At 64.3% G+C, this 17,694-nt stretch carries 20 protein-coding genes; 15 read left to right on the forward strand and 5 right to left on the reverse strand.

The annotated features are described in order from the left end of the window. The 13 genes from E0473_RS13420 (at position 1) to E0473_RS13480 (ending at position 10,312) form a co-directional block, all read left to right on the forward strand. Positions 1-1,326 (forward strand): FliI/YscN family ATPase, encoded by a 1,326-nt coding sequence (locus tag E0473_RS13420; protein WP_137681384.1) that lies wholly within the window; start codon positions 1-3, stop codon positions 1,324-1,326. Next, on the forward strand, positions 1,316-1,753 hold the full coding sequence (locus E0473_RS13425; RefSeq protein WP_137681385.1) for a hypothetical protein: 438 nt from the start codon (positions 1,316-1,318) through the stop codon (positions 1,751-1,753). Before E0473_RS13420 ends, E0473_RS13425 begins: the two co-directional genes overlap by 11 nt. Positions 1,754-1,873: 120 nt before the next feature. Next, positions 1,874-3,346, forward strand: coding sequence for a hypothetical protein (locus E0473_RS13430; protein WP_137681386.1), 1,473 nt, complete (start codon positions 1,874-1,876; stop codon positions 3,344-3,346). Positions 3,347-3,365: 19 nt separating this feature from the next. Next, the gene (locus E0473_RS13435) at positions 3,366-3,947 is read left to right on the forward strand and encodes a flagellar basal body-associated FliL family protein (protein ID WP_137681387.1); all 582 of its coding nucleotides are present in this window, start codon (positions 3,366-3,368) and stop codon (positions 3,945-3,947) included. Further along, on the forward strand, positions 3,944-4,858 hold the full coding sequence (locus E0473_RS13440) for a FliM/FliN family flagellar motor switch protein (RefSeq protein ID WP_137681388.1): 915 nt from the start codon (positions 3,944-3,946) through the stop codon (positions 4,856-4,858). The genes E0473_RS13435 and E0473_RS13440 overlap by 4 nt, the downstream gene beginning before the upstream one ends. Continuing rightward, positions 4,855-5,160 carry a flagellar motor switch protein FliN gene (gene fliN / locus E0473_RS13445; RefSeq protein WP_338325099.1) on the forward strand — a complete coding sequence of 102 codons (306 nt, stop codon included), beginning with the start codon at positions 4,855-4,857 and terminating at the stop codon, positions 5,158-5,160. Before E0473_RS13440 ends, fliN begins: the two co-directional genes overlap by 4 nt. Position 5,161: 1 nt before the next feature. Then, positions 5,162-5,500, forward strand: coding sequence for a flagellar biosynthetic protein FliO (locus tag E0473_RS13450; protein WP_137681389.1), 339 nt, complete (start codon positions 5,162-5,164; stop codon positions 5,498-5,500). Continuing rightward, the gene (gene fliP, locus E0473_RS13455) at positions 5,497-6,276 is read left to right on the forward strand and encodes a flagellar type III secretion system pore protein FliP (RefSeq protein ID WP_137681390.1); all 780 of its coding nucleotides are present in this window, start codon (positions 5,497-5,499) and stop codon (positions 6,274-6,276) included. The genes E0473_RS13450 and fliP overlap by 4 nt, the downstream gene beginning before the upstream one ends. Before the next feature lie 16 nt (positions 6,277-6,292). Beyond that, positions 6,293-6,565, forward strand: coding sequence for a flagellar biosynthetic protein FliQ (locus E0473_RS13460; protein WP_137681391.1), 273 nt, complete (start codon positions 6,293-6,295; stop codon positions 6,563-6,565). Continuing rightward, a complete protein-coding gene (gene fliR / locus E0473_RS13465; protein WP_137681392.1) occupies positions 6,562-7,344 on the forward strand; it encodes a flagellar biosynthetic protein FliR in 783 nt (260 codons plus the stop codon). Before E0473_RS13460 ends, fliR begins: the two co-directional genes overlap by 4 nt. Next, positions 7,341-8,468 (forward strand): EscU/YscU/HrcU family type III secretion system export apparatus switch protein, encoded by a 1,128-nt coding sequence (locus tag E0473_RS13470; RefSeq protein ID WP_137681393.1) that lies wholly within the window; start codon positions 7,341-7,343, stop codon positions 8,466-8,468. The genes fliR and E0473_RS13470 overlap by 4 nt, the downstream gene beginning before the upstream one ends. 30 nt (positions 8,469-8,498) lie before the next feature. Beyond that, positions 8,499-9,932, forward strand: coding sequence for a flagellar filament capping protein FliD (fliD, locus tag E0473_RS13475; RefSeq protein WP_137681394.1), 1,434 nt, complete (start codon positions 8,499-8,501; stop codon positions 9,930-9,932). A gap of 2 nt (positions 9,933-9,934) precedes the next feature. Then, positions 9,935-10,312, forward strand: a complete 378-nt coding sequence (locus tag E0473_RS13480) for a flagellar protein FliS (protein WP_137681395.1) — start codon at positions 9,935-9,937, stop codon at positions 10,310-10,312. Between the two features lie 43 nt (positions 10,313-10,355). Here the strand turns inward: E0473_RS13480 and E0473_RS13485 are convergent, their stop codons facing one another. The 4 genes from E0473_RS13485 to E0473_RS13500 form a co-directional block, all read right to left on the reverse strand. Then, entirely contained in the window at positions 10,356-10,586 is a 231-nt protein-coding gene (locus E0473_RS13485; RefSeq protein ID WP_137681396.1) for a hypothetical protein, read from the reverse strand. Positions 10,587-10,705: 119 nt separating this feature from the next. Next, the gene (locus tag E0473_RS13490; RefSeq protein WP_119594299.1) at positions 10,706-11,131 is read right to left on the reverse strand and encodes a DUF6152 family protein; all 426 of its coding nucleotides are present in this window, start codon (positions 11,129-11,131) and stop codon (positions 10,706-10,708) included. Positions 11,132-11,205: 74 nt separating this feature from the next. Beyond that, entirely contained in the window at positions 11,206-12,057 is an 852-nt protein-coding gene (locus E0473_RS13495) for a hypothetical protein (RefSeq protein WP_206663449.1), read from the reverse strand. 36 nt (positions 12,058-12,093) lie between these two features. Beyond that, a complete protein-coding gene (locus E0473_RS13500; RefSeq protein ID WP_137681398.1) occupies positions 12,094-13,995 on the reverse strand; it encodes an outer membrane protein assembly factor BamB family protein in 1,902 nt (633 codons plus the stop codon). A gap of 366 nt (positions 13,996-14,361) precedes the next feature. Between E0473_RS13500 and E0473_RS13505 the strand changes: the two genes are divergently transcribed. Continuing rightward, positions 14,362-14,898, forward strand: a complete 537-nt coding sequence (locus E0473_RS13505) for a DUF6644 family protein (RefSeq protein WP_137681399.1) — start codon at positions 14,362-14,364, stop codon at positions 14,896-14,898. Between the two features lie 16 nt (positions 14,899-14,914). Beyond that, complete coding sequence (locus E0473_RS13510) at positions 14,915-15,499, forward strand: DUF6644 family protein (protein WP_137681400.1); 585 nt, start codon at positions 14,915-14,917, stop codon at positions 15,497-15,499. A 64-nt stretch (positions 15,500-15,563) separates the two neighbouring features. Here E0473_RS13510 and E0473_RS13515 read toward each other — a convergent pair whose 3' ends face one another. After that, complete coding sequence (locus tag E0473_RS13515) at positions 15,564-17,675, reverse strand: outer membrane protein assembly factor BamB family protein (RefSeq protein WP_137681401.1); 2,112 nt, start codon at positions 17,673-17,675, stop codon at positions 15,564-15,566. Between the last annotated feature and the right edge of the window lie 19 nt (positions 17,676-17,694).

Genomic DNA, 17,694 nt, shown 5'->3' on the forward strand with positions numbered 1-17,694 from the left:
ATGCTGAACATGCTGGAAACGATCCGGGCCGATGGCACCGCGCTCGACCTGTCGCCGCGCCGCTATGGCAAGGTGAGCGCCTGCGATGGCACCATGATCGAGGTGACGGGGCTTTCGCTGCCGGTCGGCTCGCTGTGCACCATCGGCCACGGCCATGCCCGTTCGCACACTGCCGAGGTGATCGGTTTTCGCAACGGGCGCACACTGATGAGCCTTCTGGGCGATGCGGTGCTGCTGCGCCCGGGCGCTTTCGTTCATCCCTTTGGCCGACCCGGCGCTCTGCCGGTGGGGCCGGGTTTTCTTGGCCGGGCCGTCGATGGCACTGGCCATCCGATTGACGGCCGCGATGCCGTGGCCGCGCGCGAATGGTGGCCTTCGGGCGGCGAGCGTAGCGGAGCTCTGGAACGGTCGAGCGTCGAGCAGCACTTCGTTACCGGCATTCGCGCCATCGACGCCACCTGCACCATGGGTGTGGGTCAGCGGATGGGCATTGTCGCAGGCTCGGGCGTTGGCAAGTCGGTGCTGATCGACATGATCGCGCAAGGGGCCAAGGCCGATGTGGTGGTGCTAGGCCTGATTGGTGAGCGTGCGCGCGAAGTATCTGATTTCGTTGCCCGCCATATGCGCGGCGAGACCGCAAGGCGCACCGCTCTGGTGGCGGTTCCGGCCGACCATGCACCCAACTTGCGGCTGCGCGGGGCGATGCTCGCGACCAGCCTTGCGGAATATTATCGCGCGCAGGGCCTGAAGGTGCTGCTAGTGCTCGACAGCCTCACGCGCGTTGCTCACGCGGCGCGCGAGATTGGCCTGTTGCTGGGCGAAAACGGCTCGGCGCGCGGCTATCCGCCCTCGGCGCTGGCGACGATCACCAAGCTGGTCGAACGCGCGGGCAATTCTGCCAAGTCGGGCGGCTCGATCACCGGCATATACTCTGTTCTGGCCGATGGTGATGACCATAACGACCCCGTGGTCGACACCGCGCGCGCGATCCTCGACGGGCATATCGTGCTCAGCCGAGACATCGCTCAGAACGGTCGCTATCCGGCGATCGACATTTCCGCTTCGCTCAGCCGCGTAATGGAAGATGTCGCGGGCGAGCAACATCGTAAGTCAGCGCGCGATCTGCGCGGGTTGGTGGCGCGCTATGAGGCGAACCGCGATCTCGTGCTGATGGGCGCCTATCAGCAGGGCCGCGATGCCGATATCGACCGCGCCATGGCCATGCACAAACAGGTCGAAACCTTCCTCGGCCAGCAGCGCGGCGAGCGCGCCGATTTCGATGCAACGGTCGGGCAGCTCATCACGATGACCGGCAATGGGCAATAACGACAAACGCCGCGCTAAATTGATGGCGCGGATGCTGCTTCTGCGCGAGATCGAACATCGGCGTGCGGCAGGCGAGGCCGCGCAGGCCCTTTCGGCAGCGCAGCGCAGCGAGCAGCTAGCGGCGCGAGCGCGGGCTTTGGCGGCTACCGAAATTCCGCGTGAGCAGGTCGATTACGGCGACGATCTCGCGCGCCGGCTCACCTCGGGCACGCGCCTGCGCGCCATCGCCCAGACGGTCGAGCAGCAGGCTGAACATGCGCAGAGCCACGCGCAGTTGCGTATGCAGCAAGAGCGCATTGCCAGCCGCCGCCGTGACCAGATCGAAGAGCGCCGCACTGCGCTGGTCGAGCAGGCGGCGCAACGGTTGGCGGCGCGTGAAACGCAAAATTCTGCAGGCGGCCGCCGAATTGGCACGGATCGTGAATAGTCTCTCTCGGTAAACCAGAGAGGGACCATGCAGGTTTCATCGCAAATTCTAATTTCGAGCGACTCCGTCGTATCACCGTCTTCCCGGAGCAATGGCGCCGACAACGGCGAGTTCGCGGGCTTGGTATCGGCTAATTCGCCTCAACCCGATGCGTCAGAGGCGAGCGCGCCCCCGCGCAATGCGCGTGAACGCGAGGCTTCGCGCGCTGACGAGCAGCCGAACAGGGCGCTGGCCGACGATGGCGGAAGCACGCTGCAATCCGAACGGCCCGCAACGGCCGTGGTGCGCGCGGACTCCGAGAAGCAGCCAGAGCTTGTAGGCTCTCAGTCCCCCGACGAGAAGCAGCCTCACTTGCGGCTCCCGGTTGCCGGTGATCTGCCGGACGGCGGCAAAGGTTTGCCGGTTGCCGGCGAGGGAGAGGCCGATCCCGCGCTCGCGCTCGATATCGACATCGGCGAGGTGCCAGAGGGCGAGGGCGAGCTTGCACCCGAAGTCGTCTCTCTGGTGGCGGAGGTCGATGTTGCGATTGTTGCTCCTGCCGCGCCGCTGGTGAAGGATCAGGTTCAGGCACCTGTGATCGCGAAGACCCCGGTCGATGCCAATCTCGCGCTCGCCGATGGCGAGGAGGCGGCGGGATCGGGTGACGGTGCCGAGACCCCTGCAAGCCCAGCGCCTCTGCGCCACGATGCCGCTCCGCGTCCGAACGAACTGGAGCAGTTGCGCGGTGGCCGGGCACAGGGGCTCGCTTGGGAACAGGCGCAGCAGACGATCCTCGCACCCGCGCGCCAGGCGAACAGCGCGACCGCGAAGCCCGCGCTGGGCGAGGTCGCTCTTGCGCCCGAGGCAGGCAAGGACGCGCGCGAAGGCGCCTCCACTGCGCAGCTGCTCGCCGGTGCCGGTGAAAACAGCGATCTGAAGTCGCTCAAGGAACTGCGCGAGGCGCGCCTCGCTGCCGCACCAGCGGCGGCGGCGGCGGCCAAGGTCCCGGCTGCAGAACCTTCCTCATCGCCGTTCGCCGACGCCGGTTCTGCGGTCCGCGGCGTATCGGCGCCGGTCCACCCGACCGGTGCAGCGCCGACCAGCCCGACAGATACGTCGCTCGCACAGTTGGTCGACCGGCTCATCGAAACGCGCGTCGCCGCGCGGTCGGAGCGCAGCCATATGGAGCTGAGCCACCCTGACTTTGGCAGGGTCACGCTGGCGGTGGGCCTGCGCGGTGACGACCGCTTGAGCATCGACCTGCCAGGCGCGCCGACCGAACTGCGCCATGCCGTGGGGCAGGCGCTGGCCCAGGCGGGCGCGGCACAAAGCTCGGGCCAGAACGCTGGCCAGCAGGGCGGCCAGAATACGGGCAATACCGGAAACCAGTCCTCCAACCAGCGCTCTGACGGGCAGGGGCAAGCCGCCCTCGCAGGGGGCGAAACTTCGCAGAATTCTGCGGGTCATAACGGAGGCTCAGGTAAAAATACCTATGAGCCGGACAATCCGCAATTATCCATATTCGCGCAATCACAGACAGCAGCTTCTGACAGAGGGGCGGGCAGACCCGCTGGTGGCCCGGAATCGACTGGGCGCCGCGGCGTGCTGGCGTGACAGCTAAGGGAATACCGCAATGAGCAAGGACAAGAAAGAAGGCGATGAGGGCGCCAAGAAGGGCGGCCTGATTGGCAAGATCGTTCTTCCGCTGGTCATGCTGGCCGCCGGTGGTGGCGGCGTGTTCGGCCTGATGGCTGCCGGCATCATCGGCGATCATGCCGAGGCCAAGGAAGAGAAGGGCCCCAAACTGGTCGAAAAGGGCGAAGAAGACCCCTATGCCAGTGGCGAAGGTGAGGGGGAGGGCGATGCTGCCTATGTCCCCGGTGAAAGCGGCAGCGAATATCGCACCGCCTACTACGACTTCGAGAACGAGTTCACCTCCAACCTGCGCGGTTCTCCGGCGATGGTCCAGCTTGGCCTCGCTGCTTCCACCCGCCGTGACGGACGCGTTCTGATGTGGCTCAAGAAGCACGAGACCGCGATCCGCTCGAAACTCTTGATCGAGCTTTCGGACACCGACGAGATGGAATTCTCGACCCCCGTGGGCAAGGAACGCCTGCAACAGCGCATGGTCGATGCGATCAACGATGTGCTCGAAGAGGAAGAAGGCTTCGGCGGCGTCGACAAGGTCTATTTCCGGAGCCTGATCGTTCAATGAACATGAACCAGTCCTTCGTGGCGGAACGCCGCGCGGCGATGCATTGCGCGGCGCTGGTTTCGGCCAAGCCCGATGCCGATAGCCGGCTGACTGCGTTCAGCCGCCTTGGCACCGCGCTCGAATCTGCGCTCGCCGTGCGTATGGCCACCGTGTTCAATTCCAGCGGGTGGACCTGCGAGGCAGGCGACGCCGAAGTGATGCTGGCACGGGACCTGGCCGAGAAGATCGACCCCGTTGCGGGCAATTTCATTCTGCCGGTTGGCGATGCAGGCGGGCGGTTGTTCGCCACCTTCGCCCTGCCGCCGATCCTCGCCCGGCTCGAAGCCATGTTCGGCGGCGATGCCGGTGCGGCCGATCTCAAGCCCGGTCGCAAGCTGCCAAGCTCGATCGAACTGCTGCTCAAGCGGCTTGCGCGCGCGCTCACGCAGGCGCTGGGCACCTGTCTCGACGCTGCGGCGCTGCGGGCAGGCGAAGAAGCCACTTTCTCCACCGACTATGCCAAGCTGGCTGTCTTTCCCGGCCAATCGGACGCTGTGGTGATGCCGCTGTCGGTTGTTGCGCCTGAAGGCCCGGCCATAACGCTGCGGCTTGCCTGCCGCCCCGGCACGGTGTCGCGCCTGCTTAACCATTTCAACGAGAGCGGGGCGCAGCCCAAGCCGGTTACCCCGGAAATTCTGCCGGCAGCCATTGCCGATGTGCCGCTGGCGATGCGCGCACGTCTGGCCGAAATGAAGGTGCCGGCAAGCAAGCTGATGAATCTCAAGGCCGGACAGGTTCTGCCGATCGCCGTCGCGCGTTCGGTTCCGCTGTTCGTGGGCAAGCACCGCATCGCCAGCGGTGCCATGGGTGAACAGGACGACCGCGTTGCGCTGCAACTCGATCAAGTCCTGCTGACAGGAGACAATGCGTGAGTATTCCGTTCGCCAACCTTGGTATGCTCAAGGATATCGACGTTGCTGTCTCGGTCGAGCTGGGGTCGTCGTCGATGCGCCTGCGCGATATCTGCGCGCTGGGCGAGGGGCAGGTCATCATGCTCGACCGGCTGATCGACGAGCCGCTTGACCTGCTGGTCAACGGCAAGGTCGTGGCGCGCGGCGAGGTGGTGGCCGAGGGCAACCGGTTCGGTCTGCGCATCATCGAACTCGCCGGCGGCGAAGCGGAAGATGCGATCCCGGCGCCGCCTGCGTCAGCAGACCCGGTCGGAGGCCTCTAACATGGGCTGGTATCTGCTCAAGCTGGCGGTGCTGCTGCCAGTGATTGCAGTGATGATCTGGGGCAGCCTCAAGCTGGCCAAAAAGCTGCAAACGCAGGTGGGCGCAGGCGGCGAGGGCCGTCCGCGTACCATCAAAGTGGTCGAAACCTTGATGCTTTCGCCTGGCCAGCGGCTGGCCGTGATCGAATACAATGGACGCGATATTCTCGTGGCCTCTTCGAAAAGCGGCTTCACCTGGCTGGCCGAATGCGCCGCGCAAAGCCGCGTGCAGGCCAAGGCGAAGGCAAAGGCCGAGCAGCAAAGCCTTGCCGACCTCGTGGAGAACGAGTTCACCCAATGACCTATACCGGTAAACGAGCGCTTGGCATTTTCGCTGCGCTCGGCGCACTGCTGACGCCAGCGCTGGTCCATGCGCAGGCGGCGACCGAGGCGGCGGTTCCCGGCGCGCTCGACCGTGCGTTCGGCGAGCTGTCGAACGGTCCGGACGGGGCACTGAGCCTGTCGCTCCAGCTGCTGCTCGTGATGGGCCTGCTCACGGTTCTGCCGGCGCTGATCCTGATGATGACGAGCTTTACGCGCATCATCATCGTGCTCGCTATTCTGCGTCAGGCGCTGGGCCTGCAACAATCGCCCCCCAATCAGGTGCTGATCGGGCTGTCGTTGTTCCTGTCGCTGTTCGTGATGGCCCCCACGCTGGAGCGGGTGAATGCCGAGGCGATTGAGCCCTATTCCGCCGATACCATCGGCGCCGAAGTGGCAATCGAGCGGGCAGGCAACGCCTTTCACGCCTTCATGATCCGCCAGACCCGCGAGACCGACCTCGCCATGTTCACCGACCTTGCCAAGCATCCCGGCTATGCTTCCGAAGCGGATGTGCCGTTTTCGATCCTGCTGCCCGCTTTCGTGACCAGCGAATTGAAGACCGCGTTCCAGATCGGCTTCATGCTGTTCCTGCCCTTTCTGGTGATCGATCTGGTGGTCTCCTCGGTGCTGATGAGCCTCGGCATGATGATGATGAGCCCGATGCTCGTATCCTTGCCTTTCAAACTCTTATTGTTCGTTCTTGTCGATGGGTGGGCGCTCCTGATGGGCTCACTTGCGGCCAGTTTCCTATAGCGCGGAGCGATGATCGATGGATGAAATGCCCGCCATGCTGGCGCTTGCCGACCGGATGCTGTGGACCACCGCGCTGATCGCCGCGCCGATCCTGATCGCCAGCCTCGCGGTTGGCCTTGTGGTCGGCCTGATCCAGGCGGCGACCTCGGTCAACGAGCAGACCTTGACCTTCGTGCCCAAGCTGGCCGCGATCTCGCTGGTGCTGGTCGTTCTCGGCGCAAGCATGATGGTGCTGCTGTCGGACTTCCTGAACGAAATCTTCAACCAGATTGCCATGATCGGGCGATGAGCGGCCTGTCGTTCGGCATCGGACCTCTCGAGGCCGAATTCTGGCGGGTGGTCTTTCTGATGACCCGGATCGGCGCTGCGATGATCGCTGCGCCGATTTTCGGTGCCATGGGCGTGCCCGCGCAGGTGCGTGTGGTTGCTGCCGGTGCCATCGCGGTGTTCGTCGCCGCCTGGACCGACGTTTCCGCGCCTGCCGAAATCTTCAGCCTCGCAGGCCTGATTGCGGTGGCAGGTGAAGTCGTGCTGGGGCTGACGCTGGGTTTCGTCTTGCAGATCGCCTTTGCCGGGCCAGTGCTTGCCGCAGAGGTGATCGGCGGGGCGATGGGCCTTTCCATGGCCATGACTACCGATCCGCAGGCAGGAACGCAGATCACCGCCTTTGGCCAGTTCTTCACCATCGTGCTCACGCTGATTTTCCTGGCTGTAGGCGGCCATCTGCAATGGCTGGAGCTGGTGGTGCAGAGCTATACCTCCTTTCCGCCGGGAGAGACCTGGCTCGGCGAAGATCGGGCCATGGTGATCGCCAGCTTCGCCACGCAGCTGTTCCAGTTCGGGGTCCTCATTTCACTGCCCATCACGCTGGTGTTGCTGATGGTGCAGCTGCTAACCGGCATTCTCAGCCGCTCGGCACCGTCGCTTAATCTGTTCGCCTTGGGCCTGCCTTCGGGCGTGCTGGCGGGGCTGGGCGCGCTGATCGTGGCTTCGCCGCTGATCTACGCCGAATTCGAGACCATTACCCGCACTGGCCTCGACAACGTAGCCTTGGTGATTACGCCATGAGCCAGGAGAGCAGCGGCGAGAAAACCTTTGCGCCAACCCCGCGCAAACGGCGCGAGGCGGCCAAGCAAGGCGATGTGCTGCGCAGCAAGGAGCTCGCCACCGCCGCCACCGTCATTACCGGGCTTGCCTGGATGATCGTGGCCGGGCCGTGGGTGCTCGACGAGTTGCGCAAGCTGGTCATCACCGCGCTCACCTTCGATGCCACGTCGCTCGAACGGGGCGGGGCGGGCGACGTTCTGGCCATCATCCCCGATGTGGCGGTGCCGGTGGTGATCCTCGGCCTGATGGTGCCTGCCGCCTCGCTGATCGCGCAGCTCTCGTTCGGCGAGGGGCGCTGGGTGGCGGAGAACCTGCAATTCAAGGGCAAGCGCATCAACCCGATGTCCGGCCTCAAGCGCATCTTCGGCCCGCAGGGGTGGATCGAGATGGGCAAGGGTCTGCTCAAGGTGGCGCTGCTGGGCACCATTGCCTTTGTATGGATGCGCATGACGCTGCCCGACATTTCCGAGCTGGGCCGGGTGACGCTGGCGCGGCAGCTCGAAATTGCATGGAGTGCGTGCATCTCGTTGGTCGCAGCCTTGGCGGGTGGGCTGGTCATCATCGCGATGATCGATCTGCCGATCCAGTGGTTCCGGCGGGATCAGCGGCTGAAGATGACGCATCAGGAAATGCGCGACGAGAACAAGGAAAGCGAAGGCTCGCCCGAGACGAAGTCCGCGCGCCGTCAGCGTCAGCGCGAAATCGCCACCGGCGCGCTCGGCCCGGCGATGAAAGATGCGCAGTTCGTCATCACCAACCCCACGCACTTCTCGGTCGCGCTCGTCTACGATCCCGAAAAGGCCTCCGCACCGATCGTGGTTGCCAAGGGGCGCGGCGAAAAGGCGCTCGCGATCCGCGAAGTTGCGGCCGACATGCAGATCCCCGTGCTCGAATATCCGCCGCTGGCACGTTCGCTGTATTACACCACGCGCGAACGGCAGGTGATCCGCGAGGAGCTTTATGCCGCGGTTGCCGCCATCGTCGCCTTCGTGCTGTCCATCCGCCGCGGCGAGACCCCGCCGCTGCCGCGCGTCAGCGTTCCGGTCGAGGTGCAGTTCGACGCCGATGGCCGCACCTCGGCTTAATCGCAGCAGAAAGGGGCCGTTCTAGCAGTCATGGAAAGCACCTCCTCAACCAGCTCGACAAGCTCGATCATCACGACGCTTGGTGCGGGCAGCGGGATCAATATGACCCAGCTTGCGGGTGACCTGGCCAAGGCTCAGTTCGAGCAGCGCACGAACCGGCTGACCGCCAAGGGCGAGCTGCTGCAACAGAAGATCACCGCCGCTTCGAACATCAAGAACGGCTTTTCCACGCTCGCCAGTTCGCTGGGCGACCTCGTTCGCACCGGCAACCTCGCTCCGCTGCCCAAGGTTGCCAACAGTTCTGTCGCCACGGCCAGCACACCGATTGGCACCATCGGCAAGGGCAGCTATTCGCTGGAAGTGACGCAGCTCGCCAAGCGCCAGGTGCTGACCGGCCCGGCAATGGCATCGGCGACCGATCCGGTCGGCGCAGGTTCGCTTACCATTCGCTTCGGCAAGATGGATGGCACCACCTTCACAGAAGATACAGGGCAAGCCGCGGTCGATATCACGATCGACAGCGGCTCCACGCTCAAGGACATCGCCAGCAAGATCAACGCTGCCGGGGCCGGTGTCTCGGCCTATATCGCGCAGACCGTCAACGGCCCGCAGCTGGTGTTCAAGGGCGCCGAGGGTGAGCAAAGCGGCTTCGTGATCGAGGCGACCGAAACACCCGGCGAAGAAGGCCTGGCCGCGCTTGCCTGGCAGCCCGGCACCGGCTCTGCCGCTCAGCTCAAGGAAGTCTCGCAGGACGCCAAGTTTAAGCTCGACGGGCTGGAGATGACGAGCAAGACCAACAGCACCGGGCAGATCGCGCCGGGCCTGCAACTCTCGCTCACCGGCACCAATATCGGCAATCCCACGGCGATTACCTTCGCCAACACCACTGGCGGCGTGCCGCAGACGATGTCCGATCTCGTTACGGCGTTGAACGAAGTGGTGTCCGAACTGAACCGCGCCACCGCGGTCGAGGGCGGCGAACTGCGCGGCGATCCGGGCGCGCGCGCGCTGAAGCTGGCGCTGTCGCAATTGCCGGGCACCGTCGTGATGCCCAACGCCACCGGCAACGCCCCGCGCACGCTGAGCGACCTTGGCCTTGTGATCAACCGCGACGGCTCCTTCAAGATCGACGACGACCGCCTCGCCGCGACGCTTGAGCGCGATCCCGATGGCGTGGCGGCCATGTTCACCACGGGTCTCTATGGCGTCTATTCGACTTTCGACAAGCTCTCCCGCAGCGCCAGCTCGACGGGCGACGCCAACTCGCTGGCCTCATCGATCAAGCGCTATGAAGGGCAGGCACAGCAGGTCACCGAACGGACGGCCGAACTTGCCGAAAAGCAGGAAGCGCTGCGTCTTCAGATGGTGTCACGCTTTGCCAAGGCCGATGCGCGTGTCGCCGCTTCACAATCGACGATGTCGTTCCTGCAGCAGCAGATCGACGCCTGGAATTCGAGCAATTAATTATGTTGATGCTGCGCCAGAACCCGCATGACGCTTACCGCAAGGTGCAGGTCAATGCCCGCATCCTCGGTTCGGACCACAAGGACCTCGTCGCGATCTGCTTCGAGCAGGTGGTGAGCGAACTGGGCCGCGCGATCCGCGCCAACGAGGCGGGCGATTCCACCAGCCGCTCCGACGGGCTGACCCGCGCCATCGCGGCGATCACCGCACTCGAAATGGGCCTCGACCGCAGCAACCCCGTCGCTGGCGCGCTCGAGCATCTTTACACCGCCGCGCGTGAGACGATCCTCGATTGCGTGATGGTGTTCAATTCCGAAGCCCTTGGTGAAGTGCGCGCGGACTTTGCCGAGATCGGTGCCGCGCTCGCCGGCTCGAACTAGCGGAACAGACGCGGCAGGAAGTCCTTGAGATAGCGGCGGCGGTTTATCCAGCAGTGGCCGGCGCCCGCCTCGCGCCCTCTGGGCCGATCACCTCGACGGTAGAATTGATGCCACTGCGCTCGCGGCTGAAAGTGGTGGCGAGCCGATCGGCAACGCGTGGGCCGTCGACTCCCGAATTGAAGCGATAGGTATCTGTGCTGGTATAGTCCAAGGCAGGCACCGAGAAGGCGTTCATCAGCAGATCAACGACAATCGCGTGGCCTTTGGCAGGCACAGGTTTTCTCCCCCTCTGGCTGAGGGTGATGCCTGCCTGCCGAACAAAGTCAATCGTCGGCGCGCAAACGAAAACGGGGGCCGCGCGGGCCCCCGTTCGCTTGTTCGATGACGCCTAGCTTAGTTGCCGGCGCGGCGGGCCGCAGCGGCCACAGCCTCGGTCGTCGGGTTGCCGAGCGACAGCTCGCGACCGTTCGGAAAGCGGATTTCCGCCGCCGAAGCGCGGGTGTCGCCATCGCGCGCCTGGAAGGCGTCGACGATGATGTCGGTGCCCGCGGGCAGCGAATTTCTGTTCCAGCCACGACGCAGCAGAGCCGACGGTGCGCCGCCTTCGATGCGCCAGCGCTCGGTCTTGCCGTTGCGGTTCACATCGATGTGAATCCAGGAGTGGGGGTTCACCCACTCGAACATCACGACCTTGCCCGACAAGCGGATCGGCTTGTTGCGGTCGAATTCGGTGGCGAACGAGTGGTGCGCGGCGGCGCCCACTGCGGTGATCGCCAGCACGGCGCCGATTGCGGCAGCGCTGAGCTTCTTGATCTGCATGATTTACTCCTTGTCAAAATCCCCGGGTTTCGGACAAATCTTAAATTGACTTTGTCTGTTTGCCCGACCCAACATTACTCTTCGATTAAGTCGCCGTAGAGCAGGTGCTCCGAGAACGGCACGCACTTGAACTCAAGCAGCTGCGCATTCTCTTCCACGCGGCGGTACAGCGGCATCTTGATCGTCCACGGACGGGTGTAGATCTCCGGATCGTCGATCGTGGCTTCGTATTCGATATGGTTCGGACCCATCGGAGTGAAGCGCTCGGTAACGGTCGCGTGATTGGTCAGATAGTTGCCGTTGCGATCGAGCCAGGTCACGCCGTCGATCATCTCGCCGCCCGGCAGCTTCACCAGGCCCGGGCCCTGCGCCAGCGTGGTCACGACAAGCGTGTCGCCGTCCCACTGGCCGTAGGAGGTGCCCATCCAGGTGTCGATCGGCGGAATGCCGACTTCGCCCATGTGGATCACGCGGTTGGCCGAAGCATATTCGTAGGCGATCAGGATGTCGTCGCCATCGCCCTGAATGATCTGGAACGGGTGCGGCATATAGGTCGCACGCGGAATCCCGGGCAGGTAGCAGGCCGCTTCCGGATCCCAGCTGATGAGGTTTTCGCGGTTCTGGTTAAGCCGCTCCATCGCTTCGGGCTTGTACGGAATCTCGCCGCCTTCGATCACGCCGATGCTGGGCGGAATCGCCCCAATCGCACCCAGCAGCGTATCGCCTTGGGGCAGCGGGTTCGGGCCGGCGCTGTGCGGCTCGAGATTCCAGTTTGCCTCGTTCATCACCTGCCACACACCGTTGATGTTCGGTGCATCGCCGATGCGCGCCGGGGCGCTGGCTTCGCTATTCTGGGCAACTGCCGACGTGGTGGGCACGCTTGCGCAGCCGGCAAAGGCCAGCGCCGATGCCGCCAACAAGCTCAAGTGTTTAATCCCCCGCATGACCTCTCCTGTATGCGATTACTGATTGAGTGCGAAAGCCGCGATCATGCCTCCGGCATTGATTGCGACATACTGTCTGCCATCGCGCCCCCGATAGGTCATCGGGTTCGCATTGGCGTTACCGTTTAGTACGCTTTCCCAGAGCTGCTCGCCAGTGGCAGCATCGAACGCGCGCAGGCGCTTGTCGTTGGTGGCGCCCACGAACACAAGTCCGCCTGCGGTCACGCTCGGCCCGGCGCTGCCCGAATTGCCGAGCACCTGGCGCCCTTCGGGCAGTTCCTCGAACATGCCGAGCGGCACCGCCCAGGCGATTTCGCCGGTGTTGGCATCGACCGCCGTGAGGCGCGCCCACGGCGGCTTGTAGCACGGCGCACTGGTGCCGACCGGGCGGCCGCGCTCGTCGTACTCGCCCGAAAGCGGCGCGCTGAAGGTGAAGAACGGGCCTTTCCCGTCGACACTGGCGCGGTCGTACTCGGGGGCCGAGGTGGCATCGAAGCTGTAGGGTTTCTCCCCCTCGACCTTCTCGACCCAGCCGACCAGCGAGGTGTCCTGAGCGTTCACGTAGACCAGCCCGGTGGTCGGATCGGCCGCCGGGCCGCCCCAGTTCACGCCGCCGGTTCCGCCCGGCAACTGGATGGTCGAAAACGGCGCGGCATCGGCTTCCTTGTAGCGGAAGGGCGTGAACGGACCGGCGTTGTAGAAGCCGCCTGCCTTGTCCCACATGGCGTAACAGGCTGCCGAGTGTTCGGGCGTGGTATCTTCGGGGCTGACGATATCCTGATAGGTCATCTCGACCCGGCTCAGCGGCGGGGTCACCACCGGGAAGGGCTGGGTCGGGTGATAGTACTCGCCCGGAACGTTGCCCGGCGGCACCGGCCGCTCTTCCACCGGAAGCACGGGCTCGCCGCTCTCCGCATCGAGCAGGTAGAAGTAGCTCGACTTGCCGATATTGGCCAAGGCCAGGTGGCCGCCGGTCTCGGTCTCAACCGGGATCAGCGGACCGGCATTGCTCATGTCGATGTCCCACAGATCGTGGTGCACGGTCTGGAAATGCCACTTGTATTCGCCGGTGCGCGCATCGACCGCGACCACCGAGTTGCCATAGACGTTGGTGCCGGGGCGGTCGCCGCCGTAATAATTGTGCGCGGGGCCGGCGATGGGGAGATAGGCAATACCGGTGCTGCTATCGTAGGTCGCCTGGAAGCCCCACATGTTGGTGCCGCCACGATCTTTCCAGCCATCGCCCCAGGTATCGTTGTAGGGCTGGCCCGGATCGGGTGTGGTGTCAAACTCCCACAAGCGTTCGCCGGTAACCACATCATAGCCGCGCGGATTGCCCGGTTCGCCCTGCGGGTTTTCAAGCGAAGCCGCGCCGATAATCATGGTGTTGCCGGCAATCGTGGGGGTGCCGCCATAGCCGGGGCCGCCCATCGCAATCGAGCCGTTCTCGCCGAAATCGGCCACGGGCTCTCCCGTGGCGGCGTCGAGTGCGTGAATGCGGTCGCCCGCCGTTACCAGAATGCGCGGGGCGTGGCTGGCGTCGCCGGGCCAATAGCTGACGCCGCGCCCTGAGAACCCGTTCGGTCCGGGAGGCATGTCGCGTTCATGAACCCAGATTTCTTCACCACTGGCGGCATCGAGTGCCACCACCCGGCTTTGCGCCGGAAAATACATCACGCCATCGATGACGATAGGGACAGCAGTGTTGAAAGCGCGCAGCGGATAGGACCAGGCCGAGGCGAGGCCGCTCACATTGGCGCGATTGATCTGGGCAAGCGGGGAATAGCGGGTGGCGGCGGCATCGCGCTGAATGCTGGGCCAGTCACCATCGGCAGGTGCTGTCTGCGCGACGAGCCCACTGGCTGCCGTGCAAGCCAGCACAGCTGCGGTTCCCGCCCTATGCATCGCTCGGATTGCCATTGTCCCCGAATCACCCTCTCACCAGATGTCGCTCTGCAAGTTTGCGCGACTTGTTGATTCTGTCCTAAACTGCAGGCGGAAGTTTGACAATGCCTTGTCTCCACGAAAAGCCCGGCCGCGCCCTGGCCAGGAAAAGCGCGCTTCAATGTTTGCGCAAGCTACGGAAAATAATGGCTTTATGTCAGTCTGTGGAGGGCCAAAGCATAGTGTGCCAAAAATTGCAATTCATAATGAAGTCTGGCAATTAGGCTTGGCGGAATGGCAGATGCTCGCTAGCGGGCATGTGAGAGGGGCTTCGGACAGGATCAATCTGCCCGCAGCAACACACCTTCACAAAGAGCCATTACAAGGAGGGGTACAGGGCCGATGGGTGATCTACTTTTCAATATAACGGACTGGATGAGAGGCACGGTCCTGCTCGACTGGGCGTTCTGGATGCAGGAAACTGCGTTCAGCCTGTTCATGGTCGAGAACTTCTGGAACGTGCCCATTGCCCAGGCGATCCACATCCTTGCGATCGGTGCCGCCTTCGGCTCGGTGCTGATGGTGGTGTTGCGCGTGAACGGCATGGCCGGGGCGGGCCTGACCTTCGAGCAGACCGCCGCGCGCTTCGTGCCGTGGGTGCGCTGGGGGCTGCTGGTCATCGTGCTGTCGGGCCTGGCCATGATCATGGCAGAGCCGGTGCGCAACATGATCAACGCCGTGTTCTGGATCAAGATGATCGCGCTGATCGTGATGGTTCTCGTTTCGCTTTCGTGGATCGGTTCGGTCCGCTCCGCCGCGCAGACGGCTGGCGCGGCCTATATCGGCACCGGAGGGGCGAAGGCCACCGGCTGGCTCATCATGGCGCTGTGGTGCTTGATCATCGTGTGCGGTCGCTGGATCGCCTACGTGCCGGTGTAAGGGGGAGTTTCGAATAATGTATTATCCTGAACCGACGACGATCTGGGAATCGATCCAGTATTCCCCGCTCGGCATCTTCATCGCCGAAAGCACCTGGGCTTTCCCCACGATCGAAACGATCCACGTGATCGCGCTGGTCACGGTGCTCGGCACGATTTTCGTGATGGACCTGCGCCTGCTGGGCGTGGCCTCCAAGAACTACCCGATCACCTCGATGAGCCGCGATACGCTCAAGTGGACATGGGGCGGGTTTATCCTGGCGGCGATCACCGGCACCTTGCTCTACATCTCGAAAACGTCGAGCTACATGATCAACCCGTTCTTCATGGGCAAGATGGTGCTGCTGGCGATTGCCGGCCTCAACATGGCCTATTTCCACTTCGTGACGTGGAAGACCGTGGCCAACTGGGACACCTCGCCGGTTGTGCCGATGGGCGCCAAGGTTGCGGGCATCACCTCGCTGATCTTCTGGATCACCATCGTGTTCTTCGGCCGCGCCATCGGCTTCACGCTGGGCATCTACGATTGCTACATGGTCGGGCAGGGCGACGATGGCTTCATCGTTTCCATGCTGGCCGGGATCGCCTGCGCGGGCGCCTGATCCAGCTCTGATAGAACAAGAAAAGGGGCAGGCGCATCACGGTTCGCCTGCCCCTTTTTCGTGGTCACTCGGGCAGCGCGAAGACCGTAACAGCGGCCGAGGGCACGGCGGGTGTCGGCAGTTCGGGCGTGAAGCCCGGCAGCCCGAACGAGAGCGGATTGCCCGCACCCGTCACCACCGCGATATATTGCTTGCCGTCCACCGCATAGGTGATCGGCGAGCCGTTGGGCACGCCGGTGAGCGCGCTCCGCCAGATCTGCGCGCCATCGTCCTGCCGGTAGGCGAGGAAGTCGCCGTCCATGCCGCCGGTGAACAGCAATCCGCTGGCCGTGGCGAGCATCCCCATATCGTAAGGCGCGCGGCGGCGGGTTTCCCACTTCACCTCCCCCGTTGCCATGTCGATGGCCTGGACGAAGCCGAAATTGCCATCGGAATCGGCGGGTGCCGAATAGTAAACGTTGACCCCGCTCGTCAGGAATCCGCCTTCGGTCACCGGGCGCAGCTCCATGCAGGTATCGCGCGCGTTGACGAACAGCGTGCCGCTGGCCTCGTCGAACGAAGTGGGGCTCCAGTTGCGCCCGCCGCCTGCGTGCGGGCACATGAACACAGAGTCCCGATCACGGCCCGGTATCTTGCTCGGATCGACGCTCTTGCGGCCCGTCACCGGGTCGATTTGGGTGATGAAGTCCTGAAAGCCCATGTCGGCGGTGGAGATATATTCGCCGGTCGCGGCGTCGAGCGTGTCAAACAGGCCTTCCTTGCCGCCGGTCATCACCACATGGCGGCGCTCGCCGTTCACATCGAGATCGCCGATCACGCGTTCGAACACCCAATCGAGATCGTACTGGTCGTTGGGCACGTGCTGATAGTACCACTTCAGCTCGCCCGTGCGCGGCACGAAGGCGAGGGTGGAGTTGGTGAACAATCCGTCGTTGTTCGCGCCGGGCAAAGCATCGCGATAGGGGCCGGTATCGTAGGTCTGCGCCACGCCCCACAAGGCGAGGCCAGTCTCGGCGTCATAGGTGCCGCTGGTCCAGACCGAGCCGCCGCGCCGCTCCTCGTCGGGCACGCGGTTCCAGGTATCGCCGCCTTCTGTGCCGGTCTTGGCGACGGTGTCGAAGGTCCACAGATGGTCGCCCGTTTCGGCATCGAAAGCGGCGATGATCCCGCCGCCAGGCTCCTGCGTGGCGAGGCCCGCCATGATGACGCCGTCGGCAGCGAGCGGACCGCCGTTGCTGCGCATGCCGGAGCGGTCGGTGATCTTGACGTCCCAGATGGGCCGCCCGCTGCGCGCATCGAACGCGACCAGCGCGTTGTCGGAGGTGGCGACGTAAAGCTTGTCGCCATAGAGCGCGATTGTCTTCTTGGAGAGCGGGGCGACGTCGTCGGGCAAACGCCTGTCATAGCGCCATAGCTGCCTACCGTTCGCCGCATCGAAGGCGAACACGCTATCGCCGAAGCCGAACACATAGAGCACCCCGTCGCGGACCAGCGGCTCGTTCATCGTCGCCCCCGGTGGCAAGGCCTGCGACCAAGCGACCTGCATGGTAGCGATATTTTCAGGCGTGATCTGCGCCAGCGGCGAGTAGCCTTGCCCTTCGTGGCCGCGCCGCCAGCTGAGCCAGTTTTCCGGTGCCGGATCGGACAGCATTGCCTCGGTCACCGGGCTGTAGTTCGCAAAGCGGTCGACCGCCTCAGGCGCGGCGGGGAAGGGGTAGCGGTCGGTAATGCCGCCGATGCCCAGCTCGTTGCCCTGCTCTCCCGCAGGCGCGGCGGGCATTTGCGGCCCTGTAAGCTGGCCCCCGGCAAAGCCCATTGCGGCCTCGCTCACGGCACCGTTTTCTGACAGGATCAGCGCGGTGAGATCGGCATAGTCGTCCTCGCCCAGCGCGCTGGAGCCGCCCGGCGGCATCGAACGGTGGATGTAATCGAACAGTTCGGCGGCGGGCACTCCGCCCCATTTGTCGAGGAAGGCTCCGCCCTTGAGCGCTCCGGCGAACTGGCCGCCCGCAAGATCTCCCCCGTGGCACATCGCGCAGTGGACGGCATAGGTCTGGCGACCTCGCTCGGCTTGTTCTGCAAAGCCCGTGACAGATTGCGCGGTGACAGCGCCCGCAAACCCCATCGCCGCCAAGCCAGCCGATGCCAGCAGCAGCGTCCCCATTTTATGTGTCATGCGCAGCTCTCCCAAAGCG

Source organism: Aurantiacibacter suaedae, from assembly GCF_005434915.1.
Classification (GTDB): domain Bacteria; phylum Pseudomonadota; class Alphaproteobacteria; order Sphingomonadales; family Sphingomonadaceae; genus Alteraurantiacibacter; species Alteraurantiacibacter suaedae.